Source organism: Taibaiella soli (assembly GCF_003236175.1).
In the GTDB taxonomy this organism is placed as follows: domain Bacteria; phylum Bacteroidota; class Bacteroidia; order Chitinophagales; family Chitinophagaceae; genus QKTW01.
Window position 1 is genome coordinate 95,789 of the sequence record NZ_QKTW01000013.1, and the last position, 12,778, is coordinate 108,566.

At 44.1% G+C, this 12,778-nt stretch carries 9 protein-coding genes; 3 read left to right on the forward strand and 6 right to left on the reverse strand.

The window, feature by feature from the left end; all coding sequences use genetic code 11:
- Nucleotides 1-8 precede the first annotated feature (8 nt).
- The gene (locus DN068_RS08445) at nt 9-1,910 is read left to right on the forward strand and encodes a DNA topoisomerase IV subunit B (RefSeq protein ID WP_110998473.1); all 1,902 of its coding nucleotides are present in this window, start codon (nt 9-11) and stop codon (nt 1,908-1,910) included.
- Nucleotides 1,911-2,536: 626 nt separating this feature from the next.
- Here the strand turns inward: DN068_RS08445 and DN068_RS08455 are convergent.
- Entirely contained in the window at nt 2,537-4,126 is a 1,590-nt protein-coding gene (locus tag DN068_RS08455; RefSeq protein WP_207798878.1) for a peptide chain release factor 3, read from the reverse strand.
- Nucleotides 4,127-4,364: 238 nt separating this feature from the next.
- Here DN068_RS08455 and DN068_RS08460 point away from each other — a divergent pair, with 238 nt between their 5' ends.
- Nucleotides 4,365-4,919, forward strand: a complete 555-nt coding sequence (locus DN068_RS08460; RefSeq protein WP_110998476.1) for a hypothetical protein — start codon at nt 4,365-4,367, stop codon at nt 4,917-4,919.
- 327 nt (nt 4,920-5,246) lie between these two features.
- Here the strand turns inward: DN068_RS08460 and DN068_RS08465 are convergent, their stop codons facing one another.
- The 5 genes from DN068_RS08465 to dut form a co-directional block, all read right to left on the reverse strand.
- A complete protein-coding gene (locus DN068_RS08465; protein ID WP_110998477.1) occupies nt 5,247-5,813 on the reverse strand; it encodes a TlpA family protein disulfide reductase in 567 nt (188 codons plus the stop codon).
- 64 nt (nt 5,814-5,877) lie between these two features.
- Nucleotides 5,878-6,732 carry a DUF4292 domain-containing protein gene (locus DN068_RS08470; protein ID WP_110998478.1) on the reverse strand — a complete coding sequence of 285 codons (855 nt, stop codon included), beginning with the start codon at nt 6,730-6,732 and terminating at the stop codon, nt 5,878-5,880.
- Entirely contained in the window at nt 6,725-8,464 is a 1,740-nt protein-coding gene (locus DN068_RS08475; protein ID WP_110998479.1) for a tetratricopeptide repeat protein, read from the reverse strand. Before DN068_RS08475 ends, DN068_RS08470 begins: the two co-directional genes overlap by 8 nt.
- Nucleotides 8,461-9,468, reverse strand: coding sequence for a sugar phosphate nucleotidyltransferase (locus DN068_RS08480; protein ID WP_110998480.1), 1,008 nt, complete (start codon nt 9,466-9,468; stop codon nt 8,461-8,463). Before DN068_RS08480 ends, DN068_RS08475 begins: the two co-directional genes overlap by 4 nt.
- Before the next feature lie 77 nt (nt 9,469-9,545).
- Nucleotides 9,546-9,986: a dUTP diphosphatase gene (dut, locus tag DN068_RS08485; RefSeq protein WP_207798879.1), complete on the reverse strand. Its 441-nt coding sequence runs from the start codon at nt 9,984-9,986 to the stop codon at nt 9,546-9,548.
- A gap of 394 nt (nt 9,987-10,380) precedes the next feature.
- Between dut and DN068_RS08490 the strand changes: the two genes are divergently transcribed.
- Nucleotides 10,381-12,579 (forward strand): SdrD B-like domain-containing protein, encoded by a 2,199-nt coding sequence (locus tag DN068_RS08490; protein WP_110998481.1) that lies wholly within the window; start codon nt 10,381-10,383, stop codon nt 12,577-12,579.
- Nucleotides 12,580-12,778: the final 199 nt, after the last annotated feature.

Sequence of the window (12,778 nt, forward strand, 5' to 3'; positions counted from 1 at the left end):
AAGGACATATGGCAGAAGTATTAAATCAGTATAACGAAGACAGTATTAAGTCGCTCGACTGGCGGGAACACATCCGTCTCCGCCCCGGTATGTATATCGGTAAGCTGGGCGATGGTTCCAGCATGGACGACGGTATCTATATCTTGCTAAAAGAGGTAATAGATAACTGTATCGATGAATACACCATGGGCTTCGGTAAACGTGTGGAACTGAAAATCATAGACGGCAAAGTAACGATCCGTGACTTTGGCCGCGGTATTCCGTTGGGTAAAGTGGTAGATGTAGTAAGCAAGATCAATACCGGCGCGAAATACGACAGCAAAGCATTCCAAAAATCGGTGGGTCTGAATGGTGTGGGTACAAAAGCGGTGAATGCGCTGAGTAGCACCTTCCGTGTAGAAGCATTCCGCGAAGGTCGCAGTAAAGCCGCAGAATTTGAACGCGGTATATTGACCAACGATCACAAGGAAAAAGATACAACCGAAAATAATGGTACACTGGTAACGTTCACACCGGACGATACCATATTCAAGCACTACCATTTTATTCATGAATATGTAGAAAACCAGATCTGGAACTATTGCTTCCTGAATGCGGGTCTGCAGATCAATTTCAACGGACGCAATTTCATTTCCAAAAATGGATTGCTGGATTTGCTGCAACGCAAAACCAATCCCGAAGAACTGCGCTACCCGATCATTCACCTGAAAGGAAATGATATAGAACTGGCGATCACACACACTAGTGATTATGGTGAAGATTTATACAGTTTCGTCAACGGTCAGCATACAACGCAAGGTGGTACACACCAGGCTGCTTTCCGCGAGGCTTATGTAAAAGTGATCCGTGATTTCTTCAAAAAAGACTATGACGCTGCCGACGTACGTCAAAGCATTTGTGCTGCTGTTTCGGTGCGCGTACAAGAGCCGGTCTTCGAAAGCCAGACCAAGACTAAACTTGGTTCTCAGATAGTTTGGGAAAATGGTCCGAGCATGAAATCTTTTGTGCTTGACTTTATGGCCAAAGAGCTGGATAATTTCCTGCATAAAAATCCCGCTGTTGCCGACTCGCTGAAAAAGCGTATCGAGCAGAGTGAACGCGAACGTAAAGAACTGTCGGGTATCCGCAAACTGGCCAACGAACGTGCCAAAAAAGCAAACCTGCACAATAAAAAGCTACGCGATTGTCGCATTCACCTGAACAGCGAGCCGCCGGCAAAGAATAAAGAAGATTATCAACAACGCCAGTTAGAATCTACCATCTTCATTACCGAGGGTGACTCTGCGAGCGGAAGTATCACTAAGAGTCGTAACGTAGAATCTCAGGCGGTATTCTCCCTGCGTGGTAAACCGTTGAACTGTTACGGACTCACGAAAAAAGTGGTATACGAAAATGAAGAATTCAACCTGCTGCAACACGCACTGAATATAGAAGAAGGTCTGGAGGGTCTGCGTTACAACAATATCGTAATCGCCACCGATGCCGATGTGGACGGTATGCACATCCGTTTGTTGATTATGACTTTCTTCCTGCAATTCTTCCCCGATCTCGTGAAAAATGGTCACGTGTACATTCTCGAGACACCATTGTTCCGGGTACGAAACAAGCAGAAAACTATTTATTGTTATACCGACGAAGAACGCCAGCGTGCAATTGCAGAACTCGGCAACAAACCTGAGATTACACGATTCAAAGGTTTAGGTGAAATTTCTCCGGAAGAATTTGCACAGTTTATCGGCGACGATATGCGAAAAGATCCGGTATTACTGAGTCAGGATGCGCAGATTCAGAAACTGCTGGAATACTATATGGGGAAAAACACGCCGGCACGTCAGTCATTTATCATTGACAACCTGCGTGTAGAAAAAGATCTGGCAGAAGAATTGGCAGAAGCAGCAGCGAAGAACTAGATCGCTGATTTGCCGAACGCTGATTTCTGATTTTTCTCGCGGCGACACAGCGGCGCAGCCATCACGTTATATAAAAACACGGTCATGGCGAGGAAACGTGGCCATCTGATTTCGCGAAGAAGTAAACATCAGATGTTTCATAACATAAACAAAAGAAAAGCGAGCTGAATTCAGCTCGCTTTTCTTTCTATAAAAACCGTTGTGACATCGTGTTCGTTGCGAGAGAAATCCTATCATGCGCAGCTCGCTTCGTTCCTCGCGATGACGCGAGTAATAAAAACCTTTGTGCCGTTGTGCCCTCCGCGAGAAAATCCTTTCGTGAAATCAGATGGCCACTTCCTCGTACCTCGTCATCGCCATGACCTGCGGGAGTATTACTCATCACGGAGTGAAGAACTAGAATCGCTGATTTGCCGAACGCTGATGTCTGATTTTTCTCGCGGCGACACAGCGGCGCAGCCATCACGTTATATAAAAACACGGTCATGGCGAGGAACGTCGCCATCTGATTTCGCGAAGAAGTAAACATCAGATGTTTCATAACATAAACAAAAGAAAAGCGAGCTGAAAATCTAGCTCGCTTTTTTTATCAGTATTCCTGAATTTTTTTGAATTTTGACTTTGAATTAAACCTTCGCTGTCTTAAACTCACTAGTAAAGTGGAATTCAATGTCCGGATTATTCTGACGTTCCGTATTGAGGAACCATTCGCTTTGCGCCAGGTAAACCAGATTACCGTCTTTATCTTCCATGATATTCGCTGTTTTGAAACGCGCGAAATCTTCGATTTTCTTTTTGTCACCCGTAATCCAGCAGGCCTTGTAAAAACTCAATGGAACGAACGCACATGATGCACCATATTCCTGCAACAAACGATATTGGATTACTTCAAACTGGAGTTCGCCCACACAACCAATCACCTTGCGGTTACCATTGTGCTGGGTAAACAACTGCGCTACCCCTTCATCCGTCAGCTGACGAATACCTTTCTCCAATTGCTTCGTTTTCATTGGATCTTTATTCACCAATTCCTTAAAGAGTTCCGGAGAAAAAGTAGGAATGCCAGTAAACTGCATCACCTCGCCTTGTGTGAGCGTATCGCCGATCTTGAAGTTACCAGTATCAAACAGACCAACGACATCACCCGGATACGCTTCCTCGATCACATCTTTTTCACGCGCCAGGAAGGAATAAGGATTGCTGAAGCGAACGTCTTTTTCAAGACGAGTGTGTTTATAAAAAGTATTTCTTTCAAATTTGCCGGAACATACGCGTAAGAACGCAATACGGTCGCGGTGGCGCGGATCAAGATTGGCGTGAATCTTAAAGATAAAGCCAGTGAATTTCGCCTCATCGGGTGTTACATAACGCTTGTCGGTCATGCGGCCCAGCGGCGTTGGCGCTACCTGAATGAATGTATCGAGCAGTTCTTTTACCCCAAAATTATTTACCGCAGAACCGAAGAAAACCGGAGCTACCAGACCAGCCAGATAAGCTTCTGTATCCAGATCACCGTACACACCTTCCAGCAATTCTACGTCTTCACGCAGCTGATTGGCATCGCGATCACCCACGATTTCATCCAATTTACCATTATTCAGATCCGGGATTGGAATAGTATTTTCGTCCGTTGCTTTTTGGCTGGCAGTAAAAATGTTCAGACTTTTATCGTACAGATTGTACACCCCTTTAAACTCTTTACCCATGTTGATGGGCCATGAGAGCGGGTGCAGAGAAATCTTCAGTTCTTTCTCAATTTCATCCAGCAGATCGAATGGATATTTACCATCGCGATCGAGTTTATTCACAAACACAATCACCGGAGTATCGCGCATACGGCAAACTTCCATCAGTTTGCGCGTCTGTTCTTCTACCCCGTTCACACTATCGATCACCAGGATTACACTGTCCACTGCTGTGAGCGTACGGTAAGTATCTTCCGCAAAGTCCTTGTGACCCGGCGTATCCAGCAAGTTGATCAATGTGTTTTTATATTCAAAACTCATTACGGACGTTGCCACCGAGATACCACGCTGACGCTCAATCTCCATAAAGTCTGACGTAGCATGTTTCTTGATTTTATTGCTTTTCACTGCACCCGCTACCTGAATGGCGCCCCCAAACAGAAGCAGTTTTTCTGTCAGTGTAGTCTTACCGGCATCGGGGTGCGAGATAATAGCAAACGTGCGGCGTATTCCGATTTCTTTTTCGTACATAATTCAATAATTCGGCAATGTGATAATCTGGAAATGCGATAATGGAGGAAAATTTAATAATCCAGACATTTCCGCATCATCACCTTATCGGATTACCACATTGGCGTTTGAGTCGCAAAATTGCGAAAACTCAGGCATTTAAAGGAAAAATATTGGCAAAATGTGGATACAAAATGTCTAAAACAAGGTTGATGTGTATATCTTACACCTTATTTTTGCCTTAAATCACACACCCCTCATGGCACTCTCGCGTCTGCAAGACGATCTGTTACAGGAATTTAAAGAAGAGAAAAATCTGATCTATACCCAACTGGAGCTATTTGATCCGCTTTCTGATTCTTTACGCAAGCCCGCTGCGCAAAGGCTGGTCCACAAGGGCTCACTCATCTTTTTAGAAATCCTCAACTATCTGATTGCCCTCGGCGGTATCGCGGTTATTGTTTTTTTCAACAAGCTCTACCCTTTTTATCTCCTCAGTCAGCTACGTATTCGCTACGACAAAATAAATTTTGACCGCTACGAAACGGAAGCGCTTTACTGGGTCGTGATCGGACTTATCGGACTGGCGTCCATACTGTTCTATTTCCTTGCACGTGCTGTTCGTCGTATCCGCTTAAAAAATTCTGTAATCCAGGTTTCCGCAAAACATATGAAAACGCTCGTTGGCCAGCACCTCAACCGCAAGGCTGCCATCGACGCCATAGAACAAAGACATTTTTCTGAGTTACCTGAATTGGAAGATCCTTATGCACCGCAACAAGGCGTAAATAATGTTCCGAATCCGGGATTTTAAGGGGTGAATGATCGTGAAACGTGAAAGGTCAAACGTCAACATATATTGTCATGCCTGAGCGGAGTCGAAGGATGTGAGTGGTGAGTGGTGAGTGGTGAGTGCGTCTTTACTACTTGTGCTTGCGAGGTACCAGCAATCGCGGAAACTGATCAAAAATATAGTGCCGTAGTGCCGCCGTGAGAAATATCCTGCGCGTTGCCGGAAAAACTTTGCTTCTTTGCTCCTTATGCTTGCGAGGTACAAGCAATCGCGCCCCCCTCGCGCCGAAAGTTCTCCTCCTTTGGAGGAGCTAGAGGAGGCCTTCGCGTTGGAATCCCCCTTCAGGGGCTAGGGGTTTTGTCTGATCGTCGGCAACAACTTATTAAAAACAAAATCTTCTGCTTTCTCTTTCTGCAAAAAACCACCGGTTTCATACAATGCGATCTTTCCCGTTTTATCAATTACAATACTGGTTGGATAGCCCACATCAAAGATTAATCGGGAACATTCTTCTTTTGAAAGTGAAGCGACCGGATAACGTAGCTTTTCTTTTGCAACAATGGCAGGCAACTGATCCTGTGTTTCAAAAGTGAGCGCTGCAAATATCACGCTGGTATCATTTTTCAAACTATCATAAAGGTGATTGAGTGCGTCAAACTCAATATGACAAGGCACACAGGCTTCAAACCAGAAATTCAGGTAGACCACCTTACCTCTGGTATTTCCTGCATTATATCTTTTACCGTCGAGCGTCGTAAAACTAAAGTCGGGGTAAGGCTGTCCTTTGTATTCGCTGCCTAGCGAATCGAGCGTCATCATATGAAGCTCCGGCTCTTTACTTTTCTTCTTCTTTTGCGCCAGTACAGCGCAAAGCGGGAACAACAACAGTGCGAATATGAGTGGGGATCGTTTCATCGGATAAAGAAAAAGGCAGCAACACAAAGTTACTGCCCAAGCTTAGTTATTTAATCAACGATTGTTATTTAACGGTGTATTTTGCAGGAATCGTAAATGGCATGTCGACCGGTTGATCAAACACGGCATTGCTGAAATTCATGTCTATATAATATTGCTCCTGCCCGTTTATTGTGTTAATGGCGCGGCTGTTCGCAAACTTTCGTTCATCCTTTTTTTCATAGTTGCCATACTGAATCATTGCTTGCGGACCATTTGCTGCTTTGGTGCGAAGCTGGCTGCTGCGCATCGTGCTGTCCGACTTATTGTAAGTCAGCTGCTGCACATAATCCGCTCCTTCCATTTGCACCGACCAGGTTCCACCGAAATCAGTCGCATCAGTTGGTTGTGACAAGCTTTTTAATGCGTTGCCAATGATCAGATTCTGTAGTGTACTAAAATCTACGTCAGCAGGGAGGAACTTTTTGGCATCCGAAATAGCCATGACCATTGAATATTTCTGCAGGTAATTGATCAGTTTGAAGCTATCTGGCGTAACATAGACTCTCGCTACCTGTACCGACAATACCGTTGCATTTACAGCCACCCAGATGGCACTATCTTTTTTGATACGGAAATTGGCAACAACATCTTGCTTTTCATCCTTGATTTCGAAATGCATTTTCGCTTTTCCGCTAAAAGTCGAGAAATTGATTTCCTGTTTCCATACAGATTGCAAACTGTCGATCAATAATTGTTTGGCCGGATTTGCTGCGGCAATCGAATCACCACGCTTCACCGTTGTATCGGCCAGCGGCGGATTTTGCACCACCGCGGTATCTTGCATTACTTGTTTTCTAACCGGTTTCTTACCAATCTTACATGCCGCCATTCCGCTCAGCACCATCATCATCGTTATTCCGGCAATTAGTCTATTCATATAGTTTCTGGTCTTGAATTTTTTTGTCTATCAAATTATTGTCCGCCCCTTTCTCCTTCGCCTTTCTCCAGTATTCTACAGCCTTTTCGGTATTTTTTAGTTTGTAATAAACGTCTCCTAAATGATCCAAAAGCGTGCCATCAGCATTCGGGCCCGACTTGTCTACAGCTTGCTGAATATATTCTCTGGCTTTATCGTATTTACCTTCTTTGTACAAAATCCAGCCGTAAGTATCTAAGAATGTAGCTTCATCCGGACGTAGATCCAGCGATTGTTTCGACATCCGCTCTGCGTCTTCCAGACGTTGTCCCCTTACTGATAAATAGTAGGCATAATTATTAAGCACCGAAGCATTCTTCGGATCAGCACGCACGGCTTTTTCATAACTGCTGTCCGAAAGCGTATTTTCTTTTAGCAGAAAATAAATATCTCCCAATGTAGAGTACATTTCCGCAAGCAATTCGCCATTATCATCCGGCTGCATATCTACCGCCCGGTTGATGGATTTTATTGCAGTTTTATATTCACGCTTGTTGAAATAGCCGATGCCATTGAGATAGTAAATAATAGCCTGGTTCGGGAAAAGCCGGGCAGCTTTTTCACTGTAGGCGATTAGAGAATCTGCGCCGCTTTTGTCTGTATAGCTGTACAGTAATTGCTGCCAGGTTGTATACTTCGAAGGATCAAGATCAATCGCTTTCTTATACTGTTCCGTTGCCTTATCACGCTGACCGTTCAGGGAAAGTACATCTCCGTAAAATGAAATTACCTGTACGTTATCCGGATGCTGTAAAGTCAGCTGTCTTGCCAGCTCTACACCTTCCGCACGGCGAGCCGTATCATCATTCAGTTCGTGCAGATAAGGCAGCAATAAACCTAGTTGCGTTTCCGCATCGAGCGTCTTGTTGGTAATTACTTTCTTCACATATTCATCATACTTCACCATATTTTTCAGCTTATGGTAGTGTGACGCCAAAGAAAGTTGCACCGCAGGATCATCGGGGAACATTTTTTCTGCCTTCTCGTAAATCGCGGTGGCTTTTTCCGGTTGCTTATTGTTGTCGTAAACTTCCGCAAGCAATGTATAATACTTAGCTTCTTTCGGATTCTGATCGATCAATTGCTGGATGGTGCGTGCGGCACCTTCCACGTCGTTCATCTTCAGGTAAATCTGCTGTTTCTGCAACAAATAATCTTCGGACTCGCCAGTACGTTCAATTAACTTATCGAGTAAAGCCAGCGCTTCTTTGTTGTTGCCACCACGTTGATATAACAAAGCGGCCTTCAGCAGATAATCGGTATTCTGTTTTTCAGTTTTTGCCAGCCTTGCGAATACATCTGCGGCTTCGAGAAACTGATTTTTAAAGGCGAGAATATTGCCATATTGTTCCCGGTACCACTTGTTTTCATCATCGAGCGCAATTGCTTTCTTTATGTATTCAAGTGCTTTGTCCGGACGATTCTGGCGAATATAGATACGGGAAAGATTATAGTAGGAAGCAGGTTCATCCGGTTTCAGTTTGGCAAATTGCAACATCAGATCTTCTTCCTGTTTGTCATCGCCCAACATCAACGCTTTTACTGCGTCAAAGTATACCTGGTCCGCTCTGTCTGTAGCATCAGGTGTTACCACTGGCATTTTACTCTGCTGTGCGGTAGCCCGATAAAAAGATGTAGCTGTGGCACTCAAACACACCACAGCTACTATAGAGATCCTGGTTATAAAATTCATAATTGGGTAGAAAAATCACCAAGGCTTAATTGCTTTGGCTTCTCTATGTAAGTTACGTTTTTCCCCAATAAGGAGTTTTCCAGCTGTACATTTTTTACAACTGTATCTGTCAGAATCATACTGTTTTCTATACGGGAATCAATCACCTCTACTCCAGCTTCCAATGACACGTGCGGACCGACAACTGAGTTGCGTACCACTACATTTTCGCCGATGAAACAAGGCTGAATGATAATACTGTTTTCAATTTTTGCAGAGGCCGCCTGTAATGTTTCTTTGCCGTTTTTGATTTCCAGAATGCGTTGATTGGTATAAACGGTTGCATCTTTATTACCGCAATCCAGCCATTCTTCTACCTGATCGGTATAGAATTTAGTACCATTCTGCAGCATATGATCCATGGCATCAGTAATCTGGTATTCACCTTTTTGTACAATGTTGTTGTCAATCAGGCGTTGCAGTTGCTGACGCAGGAATTCTCCATCTCTGAAATAATAAACGCCGATGATGGCGAGATCAGAAACGAATTCTTTTGGCTTTTCAACGAAAGCTTCAATCTCATTGGCACCATTCAGCTTTACTACACCGAAAGCCGAAGGATCGGCTACTTTCTGCGTCCACACAATGGCATCTTTAGAAGCATCAATGCTGAAAGTAGCTTTGAACAGCGTATCTGCAAAAGCGATAAACACATTTCCTTTCAGAGACTCCGCTGCACAAAGAATAGCGTGCGCAGTGCCAAGCGGCGTTTCCTGGTAGCAGATTTTACCTTTTGCACCCAGGGAAGCAGCTACTTCACAAAGATGTTTTTCTACTTCTTTACCAAATGAAGGTCCGATCACAAATGCGATTTCCTCTACTTTTTCATTACTAGTGGCGATAATGTCTTCAACCAGTCGTTGCACAATCGGTTTACCAGCAATAGGAATCAGCGGCTTGGCAGTAGTGAGCGTATGTGGGCGCATGCGCTTGCCCATACCAGCCATTGGAATAATGATGTTCATTACTTATGATTTATAAAAATGATTTGCAATTGATGATTAGCAGGTTTTATTAATTAAGGCAACAAATCTGCCAGTTTTTAGTGCGTCCCGGAATGACCGAAGCCGCCAGCGCCACGTAAAGTTTCTTCCAGTGTTTCTACCGGTTCCCAGTCGATCTGTTCATAACGGGCAATGACCATCTGCGCAATACGTTCACCGTCGCTGATCTCCTGCGGTTCATTCGACAGGTTGATCATCGGCACCATAATTTCTCCGCGATAATCTGCATCAACAGTACCAGGCGTGTTTACCAGGCTCAGGCCACGTTTGATCGCCAGGCCGCTACGCGGACGAATCTGCGCCTCAAAGCCCTCCGGCAATGCGATATAAAGACCCGTAGGAATCAGTCTGCGCTCGAGCGGCTGTAATACTACCGGCTCTTTTAGCCACGCACGAAGATCCATACCTGCTGAACCTGCTGTCTGATATTCAGGCAGCGCGTGCGATGATTTGTTTATTATCTGAACTTGAATTGCCATAAATGCGGGCAAAGTTAGTTTTTTGATCAAATACTTACATGGTTAAATGGTTAAATAGTTAATTAGGCTAATGTGCAGGCATATCCGTCATAAGAAAATATGCCTTAGGCATGATGATCGATGAAACCAGCAAGGTGTTTGTTGGCATTATAGACACTTATTCCATCTTACATTTTTCAATCTATGTCTTATTGGATTATTCTTTCGTCCGTTTAAACTCGTCCAAGTTTCAGTTCTATAACAATTTTGCACCATAAGATCAATGCGAAAACGCGAGTCACGCATTGAAGATTCTAAAATATAAAGTAGATAGAAATGAAAAAAAAATCTAATAACAACTTTAGCTGTTGCAGCAATTACAGGCACTGCCGTTGCTCAGACGCCAAGTCTTGAAATGTTTACCAATGGACCGGTAGGAAATGGACCTTCGATATCGGCTCAGGTGGTAACTTTTACGCGAAATCAAAACAATCCAAGCGATAATGTCGGTACGGCTATGACTAATCCATTAACAGTTACATACAGCCTCACCAACCAACAATTTACCAGCATAGAAGGGATACCATCTTCGCCAGGTAGCATGTTTGGAAGTGGCTCTAACACTGCCTCAAACACGGCATTTCAACCACAACCGCTCTTTCCGGCTATGAATGCAGCGGGGGGGCCTGTTAACAGCTACTTTTCTGCCACTCCAACCGGTACTGCGAGCACCGGTATAGATGTAACAGCCAACCATAGCGTTCTTGTATATAATTGTTCAGACGCCCTTATTGATAATAGTGGTGTGAATCTTTATCCGTTTAATAGCCGAATACAATATTCGGATTTGGTAATCACATTTAGCCGGCCGGTAAACAATCCTGTGCTACAAATAGCAGGCCTTGGTGGCACATTTCAAAATAGCAGTGGAGGTGTCTACGCAACTGTCGGCTATTCTACGGAATTTGATCTCGTTACTCCAGGGCTTACACTTACTCGACTTTCTGGTAGTCAATATTTTACTATACCAAATCCAACAGAGATAACAAATAGCGCCACACTGCTAGGGGCTACCATTGCTGGCAGTGCCGGCGCCGGTGATGGCTATATCACACGCTATGCAGCCGCAGGTTCAGTGGTCGTAAACGGCACTAATATTACTACACTTACATTGCGTATGTACCTACGGGGCGACGGTGGTATATTTACCGATGGTTCGGGTAATATTGTAGCACCTGGTACCAGTTCACTGGTATGGGCAAAAACAACCGCGATCTCAGGTGATGTTTTGACTTTAGGTGTATCACTATCGGCTCCGGTAAATCTGACCGGTAATGTATTTCATGACCCCGATGGTGGAAATGTAAACAACAGCACAGGATCTGCCAATACCATACCGGCAGGCATCCATGTCAATCTGATTGATAACAATAATAAAGTGGCAGCTACGGCAACGGTAAATACAGATGGCACCTACAATTTCACAGAAGTTTATCCGGGTAATTACCAGGTACAGATCAACACCACACAGGGTGCAGTTGGCAATACGCCACCGACTGTTGCACTGCCAGGCAACTGGGTAAATACAGGTAGCTTCGTTGGTACACCGAATACGGGTAACAATGGTAATCCGAATGGCATGTCAGACGTGTTTACTGTAAATACCACTGATATTTCAAACATCAACTTTGGTATTGAACAGGCCCCTAACACCAATAACGCGGGACAAACTGTATCGCAACCGAAAAACGGAACTATTGCTGTAAGCACAATTACGACGCAGGTTAGTGGTTCTGATCCGGAACAAGGTGCACTAACGGGCACTAGTCCCAACAGCGGCATTAATATTACCTCTTTACCAACAAACGGTAGCTTGGTATACAACAGCCATACCCTTACTGGCACTGACGTAACGAACAACGGGTATTATATCACCAATTTTGACCCGACCAAACTATCATTTACAGGATTGAACACAGGCAGTATCAATACAAGCTTTAACTATGCCATGGTAGACCAGGCTGGCATCGCAGATCCAACACCTGCTACTTATACGCTCAACTGGATAACGCCACTCGCTGTAAAACTGATTCAATTTAACGCAGAACAAAAAGGGACTGATATTTTGCTACAATGGGAAAGTGCGACAGAACAAGATCTGAGCTACTACAACGTAGAACACAGCACAGACGGTAACAATTTTACAAAGCTGGGTACTATTACTGCAAAAGGCAACAGTACTGTAACAACGAACTATCAGTTTACACACGCGCAGCCAACTACAGGTAATCATTACTACCGTTTGCAAATGGTAAATACAGACGGTTCTTCTGATATATCTCCGGTAAAAATAGTGCGCATCAGCACTGTTCAACAGGATGGCAAAATTTATGTGGCGCCAAATCCGGTAAACAACATGCTGCATGTCACCGGTGTAACAGACGGCGATGTGATTACAATAGGCGATATGAGCGGACGGATGTTATACCGCGTAAACGCAACAGGAGAAACAGCTGAAGTAAACTGTACCAACCTGCAAGATGGCATCTATTGGATAGTGATTAAAGACAACCAAGGCACAGTAAAATATAATTCAGAAATAGTAAAACGCTAAAATTCTGATTATTAATGGCCCCATTTTATTTTTCCCGGATGGCGTGTTTGCCGTCCGGGATTTTTTTTGTCTACTCGCTGCTATGGCATGGTATTCCTTTTAAATTTCCACAAGTATTTCATGTTTGGGCATCTGCTATATTTGTAATTCTTTTAATAAAAATTCAGATAACAACAGAGTTGCACGTTAGCGACTTTGC

What these genes read in the sequence shown, in the direction of transcription:
- DN068_RS08445 (WP_110998473.1), top strand. Translation starts at nt 9, where the DNA reads ATGGCAGAAGTATTAAATCAGTATAACGAAGACAGTATTAAGTCGCTC.
- DN068_RS08455 (WP_207798878.1), bottom strand. Translation starts at nt 4,126, where the DNA reads ATGTACGAAAAAGAAATCGGAATACGCCGCACGTTTGCTATTATCTCG.
- DN068_RS08460 (WP_110998476.1), top strand. Translation starts at nt 4,365, where the DNA reads ATGGCACTCTCGCGTCTGCAAGACGATCTGTTACAGGAATTTAAAGAA.
- DN068_RS08465 (WP_110998477.1), bottom strand. Translation starts at nt 5,813, where the DNA reads ATGAAACGATCCCCACTCATATTCGCACTGTTGTTGTTCCCGCTTTGC.
- DN068_RS08470 (WP_110998478.1), bottom strand. Translation starts at nt 6,732, where the DNA reads ATGAATAGACTAATTGCCGGAATAACGATGATGATGGTGCTGAGCGGA.
- DN068_RS08475 (WP_110998479.1), bottom strand. Translation starts at nt 8,464, where the DNA reads ATGAATTTTATAACCAGGATCTCTATAGTAGCTGTGGTGTGTTTGAGT.
- DN068_RS08480 (WP_110998480.1), bottom strand. Translation starts at nt 9,468, where the DNA reads ATGAACATCATTATTCCAATGGCTGGTATGGGCAAGCGCATGCGCCCA.
- dut (WP_207798879.1), bottom strand. Translation starts at nt 9,986, where the DNA reads ATGGCAATTCAAGTTCAGATAATAAACAAATCATCGCACGCGCTGCCT.
- DN068_RS08490 (WP_110998481.1), top strand. Translation starts at nt 10,381, where the DNA reads ATGTTTACCAATGGACCGGTAGGAAATGGACCTTCGATATCGGCTCAG.